We start from the raw sequence: 18,642 nt of genomic DNA, 5'->3' as shown, positions 1-18,642 counted from the left end.
CCTGGCGCGAGCACAGCGCCTAGCTGCTGAAATTGAGCAGGTTGTTGGCGCTCTGGTCGTTCTGGTCGGCGGTCGTCAGCAGCTTGGTCTGCATCTCGAACTGCCGCGCGTTGGTGATCATCGACACCATCTGCGCGACCGGATTGACGTTGCTGCCTTCGAGCGCGCCCGCCACCACCTGGACGTTCGGATCGGCGTCGGCCGGGTTGCCGTCCGGCGTGCGGTAGAGGCCGTCGTCGCCGCGGACCATCGTGACCTGCGGGTTGACCAGCTTCAACTGGTCGACCACCGCGATCCCGTCGGGCGGGTTGCCCGGCGCGATGGCCGAGATCGTGCCGTCCGAGCCGATCGTCACCTGCGAGCCCGGCGGCACGCCGATCGGTCCGGCCTGGCCGATCACCGGCATGTTGTTTCCGGTCATCAGTTGCCCGTTCGCGTCCACGTGCAGGTCGCCCGCGCGCGTGTACGCCTCGTTGCCGTCCGGCCCCTGCACCGCGAGCCAGCCCGACCCCTGAATGGCGATGTCGAGCGGATTGCCGGTCCGCGAGATCTCGCCCGGGGTCATGTCCGAGCCCGGCGTGGCCGAAAGCACGAAGGTGCGCGTCGTCTGGTCGTTGACGCTCGAGCCGTCGCCGAACGACATCGGCACGTCGCGGAAATTCGCGAGCTGCGCGCGAAAACCCGTGGTCGACGCGTTCGCCAGATTGTTGGCCACGACGGCCTGCTGCTCGAGCGCCTGGCTGGCGCCCGTCATTGCGGTATAGATCAGTCGGTCCATGATTCGCCCCGTTGCAATGCGGTATGACTTTCCAGCGCGATGCGGCTTACAGGTTCATGAGCGTCTGGTCGACGGTCTGCTGCGTCTTGATCGTCTGCGCGTTCGCCTGGTAGTCGCGCTGCGCCGTGATCAGGTCCACCAACTGGTTGGTCAGGTCGACGTTCGAGTCCTCGAGCGCGCCGCCCTCGAGCGTGCCGTGGGCCGTGCTGCCCGGCGTCGAAATCTGCGCCGGGCCCGACGCGGCGGTCTCTTCGTACTCGTTGTTGCCGAGGTCGACGAGGCCGTTCTGGTTGGCGAAGGTGGCGAGCACGATCTGGCCGAGCGTGGCGGTCTGGCCGTTCGAGTAGTCGCCGGTCAGAAGCCCGGTCGAGCCGACCGAGAAGCTCGTCAGCTCGCCGGCCGCGTAGCCGTCCTGGGTCAGGCTGTTGACGCCGTCGGTGCTGCCGAACTGGGTCGTGCCGGTGATGTTCAGCGTGATCTGCTGCGGCGTGCCCGAGCCGTCCGTGTTCGGAATCGACAGCACGAACGTGTTCGGCGTCGTCGGCGTGCTCGACGCGCCCGACGACGAGATGTCGGTCACGCCCGTCAGTTGGCCCGAACTGTTGAAGTCCGCGGTGCCGACGAGCTGGGCGCTGCCGTCTTCCGGACCGGCGTAGACGTCCCAGGTGCCCGAGCCGGTCTTGGCGAAGTAGACGTTGACCGTTTGCGAGCCGCCGAGCGAATCGTAGGCCTCGAACGACGTCGAGTAGTTGTAGGTCGACGAGTCGCTCGCGCTGAACGCGGTCGCGGTCGGCGCGATGGTGGCCGAATCGCCGTCGGCGGGCGTGCCCGAAAGCGTGACGGTTTCGCCGTCGCCGAGGTCGATCGCGTCGCCCGCGGTGTAGGCGTTGCCGCTCGACAGCGTGGTGCCCGTCGTGGAATCGACGACCGAGTAGGTGGTCGTGCCGCCCGTCACCTGGAACGTGACCGTGTAGGTGTCGGTGTTCGAGCCGGCTGCGGCGTTCGTGACCGTCGCGCCGCTGCTCGTGAGCGAGCCGGTGTTGCCGGCGGCCATCGTGACGGTCGGCGTGCCGAGCATCAGGTCGTCCTGCGCGTCGAGGTTCAGCCCGGCGTTGACGGTGCTCGTCACCTGCGGCGCGATGTTGGAGGTCGGGATCGTCAGCGGCACGGTTTCGGCCGTGTTGACGACGCCGTCGGCATTCGCCGCATAGCCCATCAGCTCGTCGCCCTCGGCGTTCACGATGTAGCCATCGTCGTTGAGCTGGAACACGCCGTTGCGCGTGTAAGTCGTGCTGCCGTTGTTCGACATCTGGAAGAAGCCGCTGCCGTTGATCGCGATGTCGAGCGCCTGGTCGGTCGTGTCGATCGTGCCCTGGCTGAAGTCCTGCTGCACTTCGGCGAGCTGCGTGCCGATGCCGACCTGGTCGTTGACGGCGGTCGCGACCGAGCTCGCGTACATGTCCGCGAAGATCGCAGTGCTGCCCTTGAAGCCGTACGTGTCGGAGTTGGCGATGTTGTTGCCGACGACGTCCAGATCGTTCGATGCGGCCGCGAGGCCACTCAAGCCCTGCTCATAACCCATGGCGGTCTCCGTGCTGGAAAGTGCCGAAAATTAAACAGTCAGACTTCAAGAGGCCGAACCCGAGGAGCCGGAATCCGATCCCGAACCGGAACCCGAATTCGACGAACCCGCCGAGAGAATGGCCCCGAGCGACGTCAGGCTGACCGTGTCGTTGTTCGAGAGCAGCGCGCCGGCCGTGCCGTTCGACTGCTGGACGATCGCGTCGACGATGGCCGGCGTGAGCGTCGTGGCCGTGGCGGTCTCGCCGTTGATCGTGCCCGTCGCGACGAGCTTGTAGGTGCCGCTCGGCAGCGCGTTGCCCGACGAGTCGACGGGACTCCAGACGACCGGCGTGGTGCCCGCCGACAGCGAGCCGAGATTGTCCGTGCCGACGATCTGCCCCGAGGAGTTCTCGACGAGGACTTGCACGTTGGTGGCGGCGTTGGCGAGCTTCACGCCGAACGCGATGTCGTTGCCGCTCGTCACCGAGATCTCGCTGCCCGGGGCGAGCACGGTCGAACCGATCAGCGAGGCGGACGACGCTTCCTGGGTCGCGTTCAACTGCGTCGAGAGCGACTGGAGCGAGGTGTTGAGCTGATTGACGCCCGTCACCGTCTCGATCTGGGCGAGCTGCGAGGTCATCTGCGAGCTGTCCATCGGACTCGTCGGGTCCTGGTTCTGGAGCTGCGTGACGAGCAACTGCAGGAACGTCGACTGCAGGTCGCTCGTGCTGCTCGTGCTCGACGACGACGACGTCGACGAATTCGTGCCGTTCATCGTGTCGAGCAACTGCTTCGAGACGGTGGCGGAATTGCCGCCGATAGTGCTGGACGAGGTGGTCAACGCATTCCCCTCAGGAAGTTGAGCCGATCGAGAGTGTCTGGACCATGAGCTGCTTGGCGGTGTTCAGCACGTCGACGTTGGCCTGGTACGATTGCGACGCCGAGATCATGTTCACCATTTCCTCGACCGGATTGACGTTCGGCATCGTCACGTAGCCGTTCGCGTCCGCGGCGGGATTGTCCGGGTCGTAGGTCGTCTTCATCGGCGTGGGGTCGTCGACCACGCCCGTCACCTGCACGCCGCCGACCTGCTGCCCCGACTCCGTGCGCGCGCCGCCGAGCGGATCGACGGCAAACACCACCTGCTTGGCCCGGTACGGCTGGCCGTCCGGCCCCGTCGTACTGTCGGCATTCGCCAGATTGGATGCCGTCACGTTCAGCCGCTCGGACTCGGCGCTCAACGCGGAGCCGGCGACGCCGAAGATGTTCATCAGGGTTGGCATGATCTCGTGAACCTCGCTGAATTCGTCCTGAATGTTCTGCGTAAAGACGGGAAGACTGGGCGCGCGCCGCTCAGGTGCCGCCCGACGTAATGGCGTCCATCATGGTTTTGATCTGGCCCGAGACCTCGGTCATGCTGGATTCGTAATGCAGCGCGTTGTTGGCGAACTGCACGCGCTCGACGTCGAGGTCGACCGTGTTGCCGTCGAGCGAAGGCTGCGTCGGCACCTGGTATTCGACCGGACTCGTATACGCCTCGGCCTCGCCGCCCGTCGGAATCAGCTTGACGTCGCCCGCCATCTGCCCGGGCTCGGTCGTCGCGAGCCCCATGGTGCTCGTCACGCCGGCCGGCTGGGACAGGGTGAGCGGCACGTCGTTCGCCGCGGTGTTCTCCATGCCCACGCCCGCCGGCCCCATCGCGCCGGCCTGGCGCAGCGCGCCCGCGAGCGACGACGAAAAGTCGACGTCGCGCGCGAGGTAGCCCGGCGTGTCCGCGTTGGCGATATTCGACGACAGCAGTGCCTGGCGCGTGGCGCGCACGTCGAGGGCTTCGCGATTGAACGCAAAATCGGCGTCGAGTTGGTCCAGCATCGACTCTCTCCGTGAAACGACAGATAGGGAAGGCATGGGCGAAAAGGCCGGACCGACGGGGCCGGAGACCTTTTCTCATGTTGGGCATGGTAGAGGCAGGCCCGAGGAACCAATCGGACGAATAGCCGGGAAAGCGCCCCTCTATTCGGCGTTAGCGGACAACGGCCGCCGCCTAGAATTCGATGCGTATCAATGCCTTCGATGGAGAACGACGATGCCGCAGCCTGCTCCTGTCCGGTCAGCCGGGCCGAGGCACGTGCACCGCGCGAAAGGACTGCGCGGACTCGCGCTCGTCGCGGCGGCGGCGCTCGGCGTCCTGCTGCCCGTCTGGTCCGCCGAGGCGCAGCAGTCGGGCAGCGCGCCGGTCTACATTCCGGGACCGGGCCAGTCGGCCAGCGCCACCGAATCCACCTCGATGGGCGCGATGCTCGCCACGCCGGCGGCCGGGCAGCCCGCCCCGCCGCCCGCTCCCGCCGATTTCCAGTCGATCGCCACGACGCCGGGCGACGCCTCGCCGTCCTCCAGCGAGTCCGGCCAGATGGTCCGGATCGCCGGCCCCGGCGAAACCAGCCAGCAGGCCATCGCCGCCGCCCAGGCGGCCCAGGCCGCCGGGCGGGAGAGAGCCGCCCTGCCGACCGCGTCCCGCTATCAGACCAACGTGGCGCCGTACCAGCATGTGAGTGCGGCCAGCGTCGCCCCCGTCGTCGTTCCCGCGGCGGGGGCGAGCGGCTCGCAGCCGTACGCGGCGGCGAGCGCGGCCGGCACGACCTATATGGCCGGTAACGCGGCGGCGAACAACGCGGCGCTCGCCCCCAACCCGGCCTTCCCGAACGGCCAGGAAGACGGCGAGGCGATCCGCGCCACGGCGCTCGCGTTTCTCCAGCAGCAGTCGCAAGGCCTGCCCGGCCAGATCAGCGTGAGCGTCGCGCCGGTGTTCTCGCGCGGCCTCGCCGCCTGCACCTCGCTCGAGCCGTTCATGCCGCCGGGCGCGCGCCCGTGGGGCCGCACGACGATCGGCGTGCGCTGCATCGGCACGCGGCCGTGGACGCTCTACGTGCAGGGCAACGTCGCCGTGATGGCCACCTATTACATGGCGGCGCGCACGATCGGCCCCGGCGACACGCTCTCGCCCGCCGACGTCATGGCGCGCAACGGCGACCTCACCAGCCTGCCGCAGGCCGTCATCACCGATCCGTCGCAGGCGCTCGGCGCCGTCGCGCTCGAGCGCATCACGGCCGGCCTGCCGCTGCGCACCGACATGCTGCGCAGCATCTCGGCCGTCACCATCGGGCAGACCGTCAGGGTCGTCGCCGTCGGCGCCGGCTTCACGATTTCGTCGGAGGGCAGCGTCCTCAACAACGCCTCGCCCGGCCAGCGGGTTCAGGTCCGCACGGCCGGGGGCCAGATCATAACCGGCATCGTGAAGGACGCCTCGACGGTGCAGGTTCCGATCTGAGCGAAGCGCGCCGCCCCGCCGCCGGGCGCCCGCGGGCGCGGCCGGACGGGCGGTGCCCGGCGCGGTGCCGTTCGGGCTAAAGTTCGGCGAAGCGCGTGCCGTTATCACGCTCAAACCGGACAGCAGCAGGAACCCATCGTGAAAATCGATTCCACGAACCAGAGCAGCAATACGAGAGTGCCGTCGAACGGCCCCGCGTCAACGCAGCAGGCCGAAGCGGCGAGCACCGCGACCGCGGCCGCCACGACGGCGGGGACCGCCTCGTCGGCCGGCGCGTCGGGCGGCGACGCCAACGTGAACCTTTCGGCGCTGTCGTCGCAACTGCGTTCGCTGGCGGCAAGCGGCGACGCCGACATCGACACGACCCAGGTCGAGTCGATCAAGGACGCGATCCGCAACGGCACGCTGCAGATCGACACGGGCAAGATTGCCGACGGCGTGCTGGACACGGTGCGCAACCTGCTGCAGTCGCCGTCGGCGGGCTGACGGGCGGCGGCCGCCCCTTCTTTCCGGACCGGAATTCAGGCTTTTGATGAAAAACACTCTGCTCGCCACGCTGATCGACGAACACGCCGCCGTCGAGGCCTATGCCTCGCTGCTCGCCTACGAGCAGAAGGCGCTCACTTCGAGCGACATGGCCGGCACGCTGCCGTCGATCGTCGAGCAGAAGGCGGAGCTGACGCAGCGCCTCGTCGGTCTCGAAAAGGCGCGCGACGCGCAGCTTGCCGTGCTGGGCCTGCCCGGCGGCCGCAAGGGCATCGAGATGGCCTGCAGCGCCGACGCCCGCGTGGCGGACCAGTGGGCGCTGCTGCGCCGCTCGACCGAGCGCGCGCGCCGCGCCAATTTCACCGTCGGCCTGATGATCCGCACGCGCATGGAGCACAACCGGCGCGCGCTCGCGATCCTGCGCGGCAACCAGGGCGGCAACCCGATGTTCTACGGGCCGGACGGCCGGCTGCCCGCGTTCGGGCTCTAACCCAGGCTGGAAGAAAGAGAAAAAGAAGAAACCGGGGGAACGCGCCCGTTCCCTTAACCCGGTATCGGGTGTCGCGCGCGCCGTCGCTATGCGGGGCGGCTCGATGACATTCGCGAAAACGCGAGCCGGAACCCCCGGCCGGCCTCCCCCGAATTGATCAGCTTTCCGCGCCGGCCCAGGCCATCTCGCGCAGGCGCGTGCGCAGACGCGCCACCGCCTGGCTATGGAGCTGGCAAACGCGCGACTCGCTCACCTCGAGCACGGCGCCGATCTCGCGCAGGTTCATCCCGCGTTCGTAGTAGAGCGACATCAGGAGCTTCTCGCGCTCGGGCAGGCGCTCGATCGCCTCGACGAGCGCGCCGCGCAGGCTGCCGTCGAGCAGCGCCGAGAGCGGGTCCGAGTGGTCGACACAGTAGCGGTCGAGAAACGGCTCGTCCTCGGCCGAGCGGTCGAAGTCCTCGTAATAGATGAGCTGGCTGCCGTGCAGGTCCTGCAGCATCGACTGGTACTCGTCGAGCGGCATGCTCAGGTGCTCGGCGACCTCCGCCTCGCTCGCGGAGCGGCCGAGGCGCTGCTCGACCTGGTGCACCGCCATCTCCACCTCGCGCGAGGTGCGCCGCAGGCTGCGCGGCAGCCAGTCGTTGCTGCGCAGCTCGTCGAGCATCGCGCCGCGGATGCGCTGGCTCGCGTAGGTTTCGAACTGCGCGCCCTGGTCTTCCTTGTAGCGGTTCGCGGCGTCGAGCAGGCCGATCATGCCGGCCTGGATCAGGTCGTCGAGATCCACGCTCGCGGGCATCTTCGCAACGAGCTGCAGTCCGAGACGCCGCACGAGCGGCGCGTATTTGGCCAGCACGTCGGCCTGGGAAATCTTCCCCTGAGCGTTGTACATCATGCTCTCCTGCATCCCGTATCCCTTCCCGTGTTTCCCGTCCCGCTACGCGTGCTGGGCGGAAGTCCGCTGCACCGGCACGTCGCCCTGCTGCTGCCGGCCGGCGTAGCCGGACGCCGGCTCCGGCGCGCCGCCGGGTCCGCCGCGCGCCGAGAGCGCCGGCCGGATCGGCCAGTACTGCAATGCGGCGGCGAGCTGCCGGTAGTCGCGCGCCGCGGCCGTGGACGGAAAAGCGTCGACGATGCAGCGCGCGAGGCCCTGCGCGCGCGGCATGTACGGATCGGCGGTAATGCAGCCCGCATGCTCGAGCGCGACGTTCAGGTAGCGGCTCGCCACGCCGGCCAGGTTGTCGAACACCGTCTTCGCCTCCGCCTGGCTCTCCACGCAGTTGATCAGCACGCGCAACTGGCCGACGGCGTGCGCGAAGTGCAGGCGTTTCACGCACGCGTAGGCGTCGGTGATCGCCTGGGGCTCGACGCGCATGACGACCATCAGGTCGTGCGCCTGCGTCGCCAGCGGCGAGAGCGCCCCGTCGACGTCGAGCTGCGCGTCGACCAGCACGATGTCCGCATGGCCCGACAGCAGCCGGGTAAGCGGCGCGCCCGCGAGCCAGCGCTGGCCCGCGAGCGGCGCGGCCAGCACGCCGAAACCGGGCGCGTGGCGCGCCACGGCCTCGGCGACCGGCAGTTCGCCCCGCGCCACCGAGGCGAGGCTGTCCGAGCCGCCCATCACCTCACTCACCGACAGCACGCCGCACCACTCGTCGACCACGACCACGTTCTTGCCCTGGCCCGTCAGCGCGGCGGCCAGGTTGATCACCGTCGTCGTCCGGCCGAGACCGTCGGAGCCGCCCGCGACGGCGATCACGTGCGGACCGCCGCGGCCAAGCAGGCGCCGCAGCCCCTCTGCCTGGTCGGTGACGAATTTATCCAAACTGAACCTCGGGAGCCTGCGCGCCCGGTCGCGCCGATAGCGCGGAAAGCAATGCGGGAATGTCGTCCTCGTGCGGCACGAACGGCGAGTGCTCGCGCGGAATGCAGAACGCGCTGCGGATCAGGAACCGCCGCGTCGCCACGTACAGGTTCTCGGGCACTTTCTGGCCGGTCGACACGTAGTGCACAGGCAGCTTGTAGCGCAGCACCGTGTCGAGCGCGCCGCCGAGATTGGTCGCCTCGTCGAGCTTGGTCAGCACGCAGCCCGCGAGCGGCGCCTCGCCCGGCCCGCTCTGGTAGGCCTGCACGACCTCGTTGAGCGTGTCGCCGTGGCTCGTCGCCGCGAGCAGCAGGAGGCGCTGCACCGGCCGGCCCGCGCTGCACAGCATCGCGATCTGGTCGGCCACGGCGCGGTCGCGCTGGCTCATGCCGATCGTGTCGATCAGCACGATGTGCTTGTTCTTCAGTTCCGTGAGCGCGAGCTGGAGGTCCGAGCCGTCGCGCACCGCGTGCACCGACACGCCGAGGATCCGGCCGAAAATACGCAGTTGCTCGTGGCCGCCGATCCGGTAGCTGTCGGTCGTGAGCAGCGCGACGCGGCTCGCGCCGAAGCGCATCACGCAGCGCGCCGCGAGCTTGGCCGTGGTCGTGGTCTTGCCGACGCCGGTCGGCCCCATCAGCGCGAACACGCCGCCGCGCTCCATCAGCGCGTCCTCGTTCTCGAGCACGGGCAGGTTCGATTCGAGCACCGACTGCACCCACTCCATGCCGGCCTCGACGTCCTCGACCACGGGCAGCCGGTCGACCATCATCTTGACGAGCTGCGCAGAGAAGCCGGCCGCGAAGAGCCGCCGCGTGAGCGTGCCCTGCACCGGGCTGCGGCGCTGGCGGTCGCCCCACATGAGGCCCGCGAACTGCTCTTCCATCATCCCGCGCATCGACGCGAGCTCGTTCATCACCGTTTCGTTGACGACCTGCTCGAGGCGCGCGCGAATCGCCTCCTCGTTCAGGCCCGCGCCCGCGGCCGGCGCTTCCTCGGCAATGCCGAAGCGCTGGGCCGCGCGGCGCGCGGCAAGCTGGGCGGCCTCGCGCGCCCACTCGGGCGTCGCCTCGTCCTGGGCCGCCGAATCGGCGGCGGGCATGCCCAGACCCTTGGCCATCGCGGCGGCCGGCGTCATGCCGCGCCGCGCGTTTTGCCCCTGGCCGGCTTCGTTGCTGGCGATGCGGCGCGCGTGGTCGATGAGCCAGGGGTTCGATTCGGCCATCGTGCGCGGCTGGGAAGGAGATTGCGGCAGTTGCAGTTGCGGCATGACGGCGGCCGGGCTCGCGGCCGCGCCGGCCGGCTGGCCGTGGCGCGCGGCGTTGCCTTCCGCACCCGCCGGCGCGGCGGCCTTCGCCGCGGGCCAGCCGTCGGCGGCCGGCGACGCCGCCGCGGCTTCCGCCGCCGGCTGGCCGGACGAATCAGCGGCCGAGGCCCAGCCCGTCAGATGCGCGGCCGGCTCGTCGTCTTCCTCGGCCGCGTCGTCGCCGACCGAAGCCAGCGCGCGCTCGGCGCCCACTTCCGGGCTCGCGCCGAACACCGACGAGAACACGTCGGGCATCCCGCCGCTCGCATAGGGATTGGCGCCGCCGGGCGCGGCCGCGCGCGGGGCGCGCACCGACTGGCTGCCGCCCGCCGCGCCCACGCCGCCCGACGGCGCATGGTGGAGCGCGTCGCCCGCCGGGGCGATGCCGGCCAGTTCGCTATCGGCCAGCGCGACGATTTCCACGCTGCCGTCGTCGAGCGTACGGTTGGACAACACCACGGCGTCGGCGCCCAGCGCTTCGCGCACGAGGCGCAGCACGTCGCGACTGGTGGCGCCGATGAATTTGCGAATGTTCAAGCTAAACCCCCGATGAGGTTGGCGGCACGGGCAGGGCGCACCGCTTGCCGGGCAGCCCCGCGGCAGGCCGCGGCGGCCGGAGTCACCGCTTTGGCGTGCCGGCGCGCTGCGCGGCCCTGGTCGATGATGGGATTATTTCGAAAGACGCCGCGTCACCATCGAGGGATCAACGCGGAGAAATGCGGGTAATTCGGGTGTTCGGCGGGAACGGCCCGCCCCGTCGTCCCGGCACGGGGCCCGGCGCATCGCCCGGTCAGCCCGCCCCGCCGATCACGTTGACGACCTTGACGTTGCGGGTGTCGGGCACTTCGGCGTACGAGAGCACCTTGAGCTGCGGCAGGCTGCGGCGCAGGAAGCGCGAAATCATCGCCCGCAGCGAGTGCTGGACCAGCAGCACCGGGGCGAGGCCGAGGTTCTGCTGGCGCGTGATCGCCTTCTCGGTCTGCGTGAGGAGCGTCTGCGCGAGGCCCGGCTCGAGCCCGCCGGCCGAATTGGTGCCGAGCGCCTGCGAGAGCACGCGCTCGAGGCCCGCGTCGAGCCCCATCACCTGCATGTCGCCGATGCCGGGGAACCACTGCTGGGTGATCGCGCGGCCGAGCGAGAGGCGCACCGCCGCCGTCAGGTCGTGAGCATCGGTGATCTTCGACGCGTGCTCGCCGAGCGCTTCCATGATCGTGCGCATGTCGCGGATCGGCACGCCCTCCTCCAGCAGGTTCTGCAGGACCTTCTGGACCGTCGTGATGGGCAGCAGCTTGGGCACGAGGTCGTCCACGAGGGCCGGCGTGTCCTTCTGGACCCGGTCGAGCAGCGACTGCACCTCGCGCCGGCCGAGCAGCTCCGAGGCGTGCGTGACGACGAGGTGGTTCAGGTGCGTCGCGACGACCGTGCCGGCGTCGACCACGGTGTAGCCGTAGACCTGGGCCTGCTCGCGCAGGTTGGTGTCGATCCAGATGGCGGGCAGGCCGAAGGCCGGGTCTACGGTCGGCGTGCCCGGCAGCACGGCCGAGACCTGGCCGGGATTGATGGCGAGCCACTGGCCCGGGAACGCCTCGCCCGTGCCGACCTCGACGCCCTTCAGCGCGATCCGGTAGGTGTTGGGCCGCAACTCCAGGTTGTCGCGAATGTGGATGACGGGCGGCAGGAAACCGATTTCCTGGGCGAACTTCTTGCGGATGCTCTTGATGCGCCGGAGCAGCTCGCCGTCCGAGTTCTTGTCGACGAGGGGGATCAGCCGGTAGCCCACCTCGAGGCCGAGCGTGTCGATCAGCGTGACGTCTTCCCAGCTCGCCTCGACGTTCTCGGTCGGCGCGGCCGCGGCCGTCGTGGCCTCGGAGAGCGAGACCGGCGCCTTCGCGCGCGCGGCGGCGTTCTTCTTCAGGACCCGGCCGAGCTGGATCGCGCCGCCGCCGAGCAGCAGGAACGCGAAGTGGGGCATGCCCGGAATCAGCCCGAGCAGCACGATGATGGAGCCCGTGATGAGCAGGACGCGCGGATTCGTGAAGAGCTGGTTCGTCAGTTGCGTGCCGATGTCCTCGTTGGTCGCGACGCGCGAGACGATTACGCCGGCCGCCGTCGAGATGACGAGCGACGGGATCTGCGCGACGAGGCCGTCGCCGATCGTGAGCAGCGTGTAGTTCCGGCCGGCCGAGGCGAAGTCCATGCCGTGCTGGACCACGCCGACGATGAGCCCGCCGATGATGTTAATGACCATGATGAGCAGGCCCGCGATCGCGTCGCCGCGCACGAACTTGCTCGCGCCGTCCATCGAGCCGTAGAACTCGGCCTCCTGGGCGATGTCGGCGCGGCGCTTTCTCGCCTGCTCCTCGTTGATGAGGCCCGCGTTCAGGTCGGCGTCGATGGCCATCTGCTTGCCGGGCATCGCGTCGAGCGTGAAGCGCGCGGCCACCTCGGCGATCCGCCCGGCGCCCTTGGTGATCACCATGAAGTTGATCACCATGAGGATCACGAACACCACGATGCCGACGGCGAAGTTGCCGCCGACGAGGAAGTGGCCGAACGACTCGATCACCTTGCCGGCCGCGGCGGGCCCCGTGTGGCCCTCGAGCAGCACGACGCGGGTCGAGGCGACGTTCAGCGAGAGCCGCAGCAGCGTGGAGAAGAGCAGCACGCTCGGAAACGCCGCGAAGTCGAGCGGCTTCGTGGTGTACATGCTGACGAGCAGCACCATCACCGAGAGCGCGATGTTGAACGTGAACAGCATGTCCAGCAGGACCGGCGGCAGCGGCAGCACCATCATGCCGAGGATCATGCAGATCAGGATCGGCCCGGCGAGCGCGCCCAGGTTCGCGCCCTGGAGCGCGCTCGTGCCGCGCGAAAAGAAACTGCTGCGCACGTTCATGCCGATATCCCTTCGTCACGCGCGGCCGTCTGCGCGCCCTCTGCCAGCGCCTCGTCGGCCTCCTCCTGCGCCTCGGTCTCCGAAACCGCGCCCTGGTCGAGATCGGGCGGCACCTCGAGGTCGACGGGCGCCATCGGCACCGCGCCGCCCTCCCGGCGGAAGCGCTTGAGCTGATAGACCCACGCGAGCACCTCGGCCACCGCGCTGTAGAGCGTGCCCGGAATCTCGCGGTTCAGGTCGACGTTGAAATAGAGCGCGCGGGCGAGCGGCGGCGCTTCGAGCGTCGGCACGTTGTGCTCGGCCGCGATCGCGCGGATGCGGGCGGCCACGAGGTTCACGCCCTTGGCGACGACCTTCGGCGCGCGCATCTGGCCGTCCGCGTACTTGAGCGCGACGGCGTAGTGGGTCGGGTTGGTCACGACGACGTCCGCTTTCGGCACCTGCGCCATCATCCGGCGGCGCGCCATCGCGCGCTGCTGGGAGCGGATGCGGGCCTTGATATGCGGGTCGCCCTCGTTGTCGCGGCGCTCGCGCTTGACCTCTTCCTTCGTCATGCGCAGCTTGCGGTGGAATTGCCAGATCTGGTAAGGCACGTCGAGCGCGGCCACGAGGAACATGCCGGCAACCGTCACGCCGCAGCACACCGCGACGAGGCGCATGCTGTCGGCGAACGCGTTCGGCGTGGGCTGCTCCGCGAGCCCGAGAATCTCGTTGCGGTGATACCAGACCGCGAGGCCTCCGACCACGCCCACGACGAGCGTCTTGGCGAACGACATGCCGAGCTGGATCGGGCCGTTGATCGAGAACATGCGCCCGAGGCCCTCGATCGGGTCGAGGCGGCTGAAGTTCGGGACGAGCGCCTGGGTCGAGATGAGCCAGCCGCCGAGCGCGAGCGGCGAAAGGAGCGCCGCGAGCCCGGTCAGCGCGACCACCGGCGTGATGACGAGCACGCCCTCGCGGATCGCGGTGCCGGCGCCGCGCAGCATCTGGCCCGTATCGAACGCGCCCGCGTGGTTGAACGTGAGCGCGCCGCGCAGCATGTCCTGCATGTGCAGGCCGATCGATCCGGACAGCATCCACGAGCCGAAAAAGCCGGCCGAAAGCAGCGCAAACGTCGAAAGCTCCCGCGAACGCGCGACCTGCCCCTCCTCTCGCGCCTTTTCGAGGCGCTTGGGAGTGGCGTCTTCGGTTTTTTCGAGGTCGCTATCCTCTGCCACAGGCTCTCCGGTCGACGGCGGGGTGCCGCCCTTTTTCAGTCGTAGCGATTATGGCCGCGCGCCGCCACCCGTGATCGGCGGATAAAGACGGAGAAATCGGGGTAGTTCGCCGGATAGGGAACGGAAACGGGGAGGCGGGCCGGACAAAGCCGGCCGCAAGGGAAGCGGCCTCGACGAGGCCGGCCGCGCGCGGGGGGACGCGGCGGCGCAATGGCACGAATCGCCGGCGTAGCCGGCGCGGCGGCGGACCGGGCGGCCGCGAACGCACGACCGTTCGCGGCCGCCCGGATGCCCGGATGCCCGGATGCCCGGATGCCCGGATGCCCGGATGCCCGGATGCCCGGATGCCCGGATGCCCGGACAGCGGGCCGCCGCCAGGCGGCGACCCGGCGTCCGCCCGCCTAGAACCCCAGGCTCGCCAGCAGGTCGTCCACCTGCGACTGGTCCTGCATCACGTCGGCCTTGCCCTCCGGGTTGATCTGCGGGCCGTTCATGAGGCTGTCGGGATGGTCCGCCGCGTCGGCGGCCAGCGCGGCCGCCGTCGCGGCGAACTGCTCCCGGCGTTCCGGCGCGATGTTCTCGACGAGCACGCCGAGCAACTGCTGCTCGATCAGGTAGACCACGTCCATGATCTTCTTGATCACCTGGCCCGTCAGGTCCTGGAAGTCCTGGGCCAGCATGATCTCGAGCAGTTGCTGGTTCGTCGCCGTCGTCGCGTCGGTCACGCCGGAAAGGAACGAGCGCGTGTCGTCCATGAGCGAGCGCACGTTGTCGCGGCCCATCGGCGCCTGATACCAGGTCGCCCAGCGCTCGCGCAGCGCGGCCGCGTCGCGTTCGAGCTGCTCCTGCATCGGCTTGGCCACGTCGATGGCGCCCAGCACGCGCTCGGCCGCCTGCTCGGTCATGTTCGCCACGTACCGCAAGCGGTCGCGCGCGTCGGGCACGGCCTCGGCCGCGCGTTCCACATGCTTGTCGAGCCCGAGCTCGCGCATCGAATCGCGCAGCGTGCGGGTCAACTGGCCGATACGCGCGAGAATCCGGTCCGTATCCGTCGCGAGCTCGCCCGACTCGTGCGCACCGTCATACGGCGCCACGTCCTGCGCACTGGTTGGCTCGTCCACGTGTCAGCTCCCGGTTTTCGCCATCTTTTCGAGAATCTTGTTGAGCTTCTCGTCGAGGGTCGCCGCCGTGAACGGCTTCACGACATAGCCGCTCGCGCCGGCCTGGGCCGCCGCGATGATGTTCTCCTTCTTCGACTCCGCCGTGACCATGAGCACCGGCAGATGCGAGAGGCTCGCGTCGCCGCGGATCTCCTTGAGCATCGACAGGCCGTCGAGGTTCGGCATGTTCCAGTCCGAAATCACGAAGTCGTAGCCGCCTCCGCGCAGGCGCGAGAGGCCCGCCGCGCCGTCCTCGGCCTCGTCGACGTTCGTGTAGCCCAATTCCTTGAGCAGGTTGCGGACGATCCGGCGCATCGTCGGAAAGTCGTCCACGACCAGAATTTTCATTCCCTTGTCCATCTCGGTTTCAATCCTCCAGGCAAATTCAGTGGCACGGAAGCGTCGCCTTCGGCGGCTCCCGCGGCGGGGTACGTCAGACGCGCTGCACGCGCTCGCCCATCGAGGCGAGACGCGTCATCACGCGGTGGCTCATCTCGGCGAGCGGCACGACCTCGTCGGCCGCGCCGAGCGCGATCGCCTCGCGCGGCATGCCGAACACGATGCAGCTCGCCTCGTCCTGGGCGAGCGTATACGCGCCGGCCTGGCGCATGTCGAGCAGGCCGGCGGCGCCGTCGCGGCCCATGCCGGTCAGGATAACGCCGATCGCGTTCTTGCCGGCATGCTGCGCGGCCGAGCGGAACAGCACGTCCACCGAGGGCCGGTGCCGGTTCACGGGCGGCTCCTCGGACAGATGCGCGACGTAGTTCGCGCCGCTTCTCGCGAGCAGCAGGTGCGCGTGGCCCGGCGCGATGTAGGCGTGGCCCGGCAGCACGCGCTCGCCGTGCTCGGCCTCCTTCACGCTGATCCGGCACAGGCCGTCGAGGCGCTGCGCGAACGACTTCGTGAAGCCGGGCGGCATGTGCTGGGCGATGAGCACGGCGGGCGCATCGGGCGGCAGCGGCACGAGCACCTCGCGGATCGCCTCGGTCCCGCCCGTCGACGCGCCGACGATGAGCAGCTTCTCGGTGCTGACGAGCGGGTTGTTGAAGAGCGGCGACGCGCCGGCCGCCGGCGCACGCACGGCCGGCGGATGCGCGCTCGCCTGGCGCACGCGCGCGCGCGCCGCCGTGCGCACCTTGTCGGCCAGCTTCTCCGCGTACTCGAGCATGCCGTCGCGAATGCCGACGCGCGGCTTGGTCACGAAGTCGACGGCGCCCAGCTCGAGCGCGCGCAGCGTGATTTCGGAGCCGCGCTCGGTCAGCGACGACACCATCACGACGGGCATCGGCCGCAGCCGCATCAGCTTCTCGAGAAAATCGAGCCCGTCCATGCGCGGCATTTCCACGTCGAGCGTCAGCACGTCCGGGTTGTGCTGCTTGATGAGTTCGCGCGCGACGAGCGGATCGGGCGCGGTGGCCACGACCGCCATGTCGGGCTGCCCGTTGATGATTTCCGTCATCAGGCTGCGAATCAGCGCCGAGTCGTCGACACACAAAACCTTGATCTTTTGCACTGCGCTCACGCCTCCTCCACTGTCCTGGCGTTGTCCTCGCCCGAGAGCCGCGCGTCGCGCGCCGCCGTCGCCGCGCCGGTCGCCGGGCGCAGGCCGAACAGCTCGACGCGCGCGCGCGCCTTCGCGAGCCGCTCGGCACGAGCTTCGGGGGTCTGGGCAACGAGTTCGCGTTCGCGCTCGGTCACGCTCGTATCCTGCTGCACGCGCAGCTTCTTCACCATCACCTGGCCCGTGCGCGGCAGGAACGCGACCTTGCGCGGGTGCGAGCCCTGCAGGTCTTCCGCGACGATGCGGATGTTCTCGAGCGCGAGGTAGCGCCGCACGAAGGCCGAATTGCGATCGCCGATGTTCATCGTCGTCATGCCGGCCAGCACCGCCGCGCCGCCGAACACCTTGGCCTCGAAACGCTCGCGCCGGCCGCCCGCCTTGATGAGCTCGTTGATGAGCACTTCCATCGCGTAGGCGCCGTAGCGCATCGAATCGGAGGCCGCCGCGCCGGCCTCCGCGCCGTCGTCGGGCAGCATGAAATGGTTCATCCCGCCGATGCCCGCCGTGCGGTCCTGGATGCAGGCCGCCACGCACGAGCCGAGCACCGTCACGAGCACCATGTCCTCGCGCGTCGTGTAGAACTCGTTGGGCAGCAGCTTCACGCCGGGACGGCCGAAGTGCGTGTCGAAGTAGTGATTGGCCGCGATCGGCAGGGTCGTGCTCATGCGCCGGCTCCGCTGGTGTCGAGCGCGTCCTCGCGCGCACGGGCGGATGCGGCGCCCGCGCGACCGTCGCGGGTCAGTTCGTAGACGGTCTGTCCGCGCAACCGGAACGCCTGGGTCACGTAGGTGAAGTTCTCCGAATGCCCCGCGAAAAGCAGGCCGCCCGGCTTCACAAGCGGCTCGAAGCGCGCGAGCACCTGCGCCTGGGTCGGCTTGTCGAAGTAGATCATCACGTTGCGGCAGAAAATGGCGTCGAAGGGCGTGCGCAGGCCGTAGTCGGCGTCGGTGAGGTTCAATTGCGCGAAGCGGATCATCGCGCGCAGTTCCGGGCGCACCCTGACGAGCCCCTCGTGCCGCCCCGTGCCCTTCAGGAAGAAGCGCTTGAGCCGCTCGGGCGACAGGTGCTTCACCTGCTCGAACGCATAGACGCCCGCCTCGCCCTTCGCCAGCACCTGGGTGTCGAGATCGGTCGCGAGCACGCTCGCCTGGCGCGCCGCGCGCTCGCCGAGCGCCTCGACGAGCGTCATCGCGATCGAGTACGGCTCCTCGCCGGTCGAGGCCGCCGAGCACCAGACCGAAACCGGCTGGGGCCGGCGCGGCACGAACTCCGCGAGGATCGGGAAATGATGGGCCTCGCGGAAGAACGCCGTCAGGTTCGTCGTCAGCGCGTTGGTGAACGCCTCCCATTCGCTCGCGTCGTGGCCCGACTCGAGCTGGTCGAGATAGGCGCGGAAGCTGTCGAGGCCGAGCGCGCGCAGACGCCGCGCGAGCCGGCTGTAGGCCATGTCGCGCTTGTGGTCCGACAGCGAGATGCCCGCGCGGCGATAGATCAGCGCGCGGATGCGCTCGAAGTCGGCCGACGTGAACTCGAAGTCGCGGGCGGTCTCGCCGGCGCGGGCCGGCTCGAACGCCTCGGGCAGGGGCATGCGCGCGGCGGCCATCACGCCTCCCGTCCGGACGGCAGGGTCGCGCGTTCCGGCGCGCCGGCGCCGCGCGCGCGCAGGCCGGCGCCGCGGGCCGCCCGTGCGGCCTCGCTACGCTGATCGTCCCGCCCGGCGGCGCTCGTGTACGGCATGTTGATCCTTCGATTCCGCTAGAACGTTTCCCAGTCGGCATCGTCCGAGGCGGACGACGACGACATGCTGGCCAGTGCCGGCTCGGCGCGCGGCGCGGACGCCGCCCGCGCGGGCTTGAGCGGCGCGGACTGGGCGGCGGCGGCCGCCTCGCCGTGCGACGGCGCCTTCGGCCTGGCGGCCGCCGCGGCCGGACGCTTCGGCGCGGCCGCATGGCTCGCGCCGGCCGGGCCGGTCTTGCCCACGCCAGCCGCGTCGCCC

18 protein-coding genes and 1 pseudogene are annotated in these 18,642 nt (G+C 69.7%); 3 read left to right on the top strand and 16 right to left on the bottom strand.

The genetic code is table 11. The features are described 5' to 3' along the window. Positions 1-19 precede the first annotated feature (19 nt). From flgF to CY652_RS19525, 5 genes are all read right to left on the bottom strand, one after another. Entirely contained in the window at positions 20-778 is a 759-nt protein-coding gene (flgF, locus tag CY652_RS19545) for a flagellar basal-body rod protein FlgF (protein ID WP_102132373.1), read from the bottom strand. Positions 779-824: 46 nt separating this feature from the next. Further along, positions 825-2,360, bottom strand: a complete 1,536-nt coding sequence (locus CY652_RS19540; RefSeq protein ID WP_102132372.1) for a flagellar hook-basal body complex protein — start codon at positions 2,358-2,360, stop codon at positions 825-827. A gap of 45 nt (positions 2,361-2,405) precedes the next feature. Next, positions 2,406-3,182 carry a flagellar hook capping FlgD N-terminal domain-containing protein gene (locus CY652_RS19535; RefSeq protein WP_258002378.1) on the bottom strand — a complete coding sequence of 259 codons (777 nt, stop codon included), beginning with the start codon at positions 3,180-3,182 and terminating at the stop codon, positions 2,406-2,408. 10 nt (positions 3,183-3,192) lie between these two features. Further along, complete coding sequence (gene flgC, locus CY652_RS19530; protein WP_102132371.1) at positions 3,193-3,624, bottom strand: flagellar basal body rod protein FlgC; 432 nt, start codon at positions 3,622-3,624, stop codon at positions 3,193-3,195. A 70-nt stretch (positions 3,625-3,694) separates the two neighbouring features. Beyond that, entirely contained in the window at positions 3,695-4,213 is a 519-nt protein-coding gene (locus tag CY652_RS19525) for a flagellar basal body protein (RefSeq protein WP_102132370.1), read from the bottom strand. A 214-nt stretch (positions 4,214-4,427) separates the two neighbouring features. On the opposite strand from CY652_RS19525, the gene flgA reads away from it, so the two are divergent. The 3 genes from flgA to CY652_RS19510 all read left to right on the top strand — a co-directional run bounded on the left by flgA (position 4,428) and on the right by CY652_RS19510 (position 6,645). Further along, positions 4,428-5,669 carry a flagellar basal body P-ring formation chaperone FlgA gene (flgA, locus tag CY652_RS19520; protein ID WP_258002377.1) on the top strand — a complete coding sequence of 414 codons (1,242 nt, stop codon included), beginning with the start codon at positions 4,428-4,430 and terminating at the stop codon, positions 5,667-5,669. Positions 5,670-5,807: 138 nt separating this feature from the next. Continuing rightward, entirely contained in the window at positions 5,808-6,155 is a 348-nt protein-coding gene (flgM, locus tag CY652_RS19515) for a flagellar biosynthesis anti-sigma factor FlgM (RefSeq protein ID WP_102132368.1), read from the top strand. A gap of 46 nt (positions 6,156-6,201) precedes the next feature. Beyond that, positions 6,202-6,645, top strand: coding sequence for a flagella synthesis protein FlgN (locus tag CY652_RS19510; protein ID WP_102132367.1), 444 nt, complete (start codon positions 6,202-6,204; stop codon positions 6,643-6,645). Between the two features lie 157 nt (positions 6,646-6,802). On the opposite strand, the gene CY652_RS19505 is transcribed toward CY652_RS19510, so the two are convergent. From CY652_RS19505 to CY652_RS24555, 11 genes and pseudogenes are all read right to left on the bottom strand, one after another. Beyond that, entirely contained in the window at positions 6,803-7,534 is a 732-nt protein-coding gene (locus CY652_RS19505; protein ID WP_102132450.1) for an RNA polymerase sigma factor FliA, read from the bottom strand. A gap of 45 nt (positions 7,535-7,579) precedes the next feature. Continuing rightward, the gene (locus CY652_RS19500; RefSeq protein WP_102132366.1) at positions 7,580-8,467 is read right to left on the bottom strand and encodes a MinD/ParA family ATP-binding protein; all 888 of its coding nucleotides are present in this window, start codon (positions 8,465-8,467) and stop codon (positions 7,580-7,582) included. Continuing rightward, positions 8,460-10,349, bottom strand: a complete 1,890-nt coding sequence (flhF, locus tag CY652_RS19495; protein WP_102132365.1) for a flagellar biosynthesis protein FlhF — start codon at positions 10,347-10,349, stop codon at positions 8,460-8,462. The genes CY652_RS19500 and flhF overlap by 8 nt, the downstream gene beginning before the upstream one ends. A 253-nt stretch (positions 10,350-10,602) precedes the next feature. Beyond that, on the bottom strand, positions 10,603-12,708 hold the full coding sequence (gene flhA / locus CY652_RS19490) for a flagellar biosynthesis protein FlhA (protein WP_102132364.1): 2,106 nt from the start codon (positions 12,706-12,708) through the stop codon (positions 10,603-10,605). Continuing rightward, on the bottom strand, positions 12,705-13,925 hold the full coding sequence (gene flhB, locus CY652_RS19485) for a flagellar biosynthesis protein FlhB (RefSeq protein WP_102132363.1): 1,221 nt from the start codon (positions 13,923-13,925) through the stop codon (positions 12,705-12,707). The genes flhA and flhB overlap by 4 nt, the downstream gene beginning before the upstream one ends. 401 nt (positions 13,926-14,326) lie before the next feature. Then, on the bottom strand, positions 14,327-15,019 hold the full coding sequence (cheZ, locus tag CY652_RS19480) for a protein phosphatase CheZ (RefSeq protein WP_180970683.1): 693 nt from the start codon (positions 15,017-15,019) through the stop codon (positions 14,327-14,329). Between the two features lie 30 nt (positions 15,020-15,049). Continuing rightward, the gene (gene cheY, locus CY652_RS19475; protein WP_102132361.1) at positions 15,050-15,445 is read right to left on the bottom strand and encodes a chemotaxis response regulator CheY; all 396 of its coding nucleotides are present in this window, start codon (positions 15,443-15,445) and stop codon (positions 15,050-15,052) included. 73 nt (positions 15,446-15,518) lie between these two features. Further along, entirely contained in the window at positions 15,519-16,598 is a 1,080-nt protein-coding gene (locus CY652_RS19470; RefSeq protein WP_102132449.1) for a protein-glutamate methylesterase/protein-glutamine glutaminase, read from the bottom strand. A gap of 5 nt (positions 16,599-16,603) precedes the next feature. Next, a complete protein-coding gene (cheD, locus tag CY652_RS19465; RefSeq protein ID WP_102132360.1) occupies positions 16,604-17,311 on the bottom strand; it encodes a chemoreceptor glutamine deamidase CheD in 708 nt (235 codons plus the stop codon). Next, positions 17,308-18,249 carry a CheR family methyltransferase gene (locus CY652_RS19460; protein WP_102132359.1) on the bottom strand — a complete coding sequence of 314 codons (942 nt, stop codon included), beginning with the start codon at positions 18,247-18,249 and terminating at the stop codon, positions 17,308-17,310. The genes cheD and CY652_RS19460 overlap by 4 nt, the downstream gene beginning before the upstream one ends. Positions 18,250-18,401: 152 nt before the next feature. After that, positions 18,402-18,642: pseudogene (locus CY652_RS24555) on the bottom strand (methyl-accepting chemotaxis protein); the annotation flags it as partial.

This window comes from Burkholderia sp. WAC0059 (genome assembly GCF_002870125.1).
GTDB lineage: Bacteria > Pseudomonadota > Gammaproteobacteria > Burkholderiales > Burkholderiaceae > Paraburkholderia.
Note: the sequence above shows the minus strand (reverse complement) of the source record. Positions and strands in the feature narration are given on the sequence as shown.

Bases quoted from the DNA above. Each gene is read 5' to 3' on its own strand.
- flgF (WP_102132373.1), bottom strand. From the start codon at position 778: ATGGACCGACTGATCTATACCGCAATGACGGGCGCCAGCCAGGCGCTC.
- CY652_RS19540 (WP_102132372.1), bottom strand. From the start codon at position 2,360: ATGGGTTATGAGCAGGGCTTGAGTGGCCTCGCGGCCGCATCGAACGAT.
- flgC (WP_102132371.1), bottom strand. From the start codon at position 3,624: ATGCCAACCCTGATGAACATCTTCGGCGTCGCCGGCTCCGCGTTGAGC.
- CY652_RS19525 (WP_102132370.1), bottom strand. From the start codon at position 4,213: ATGCTGGACCAACTCGACGCCGATTTTGCGTTCAATCGCGAAGCCCTC.
- flgA (WP_258002377.1), top strand. From the start codon at position 4,428: ATGCCGCAGCCTGCTCCTGTCCGGTCAGCCGGGCCGAGGCACGTGCAC.
- CY652_RS19510 (WP_102132367.1), top strand. From the start codon at position 6,202: ATGAAAAACACTCTGCTCGCCACGCTGATCGACGAACACGCCGCCGTC.
- CY652_RS19505 (WP_102132450.1), bottom strand. From the start codon at position 7,534: ATGTACAACGCTCAGGGGAAGATTTCCCAGGCCGACGTGCTGGCCAAA.
- flhA (WP_102132364.1), bottom strand. From the start codon at position 12,708: ATGAACGTGCGCAGCAGTTTCTTTTCGCGCGGCACGAGCGCGCTCCAG.
- cheY (WP_102132361.1), bottom strand. From the start codon at position 15,445: ATGGACAAGGGAATGAAAATTCTGGTCGTGGACGACTTTCCGACGATG.
- cheD (WP_102132360.1), bottom strand. From the start codon at position 17,311: ATGAGCACGACCCTGCCGATCGCGGCCAATCACTACTTCGACACGCAC.
- CY652_RS19460 (WP_102132359.1), bottom strand. From the start codon at position 18,249: ATGGCCGCCGCGCGCATGCCCCTGCCCGAGGCGTTCGAGCCGGCCCGC.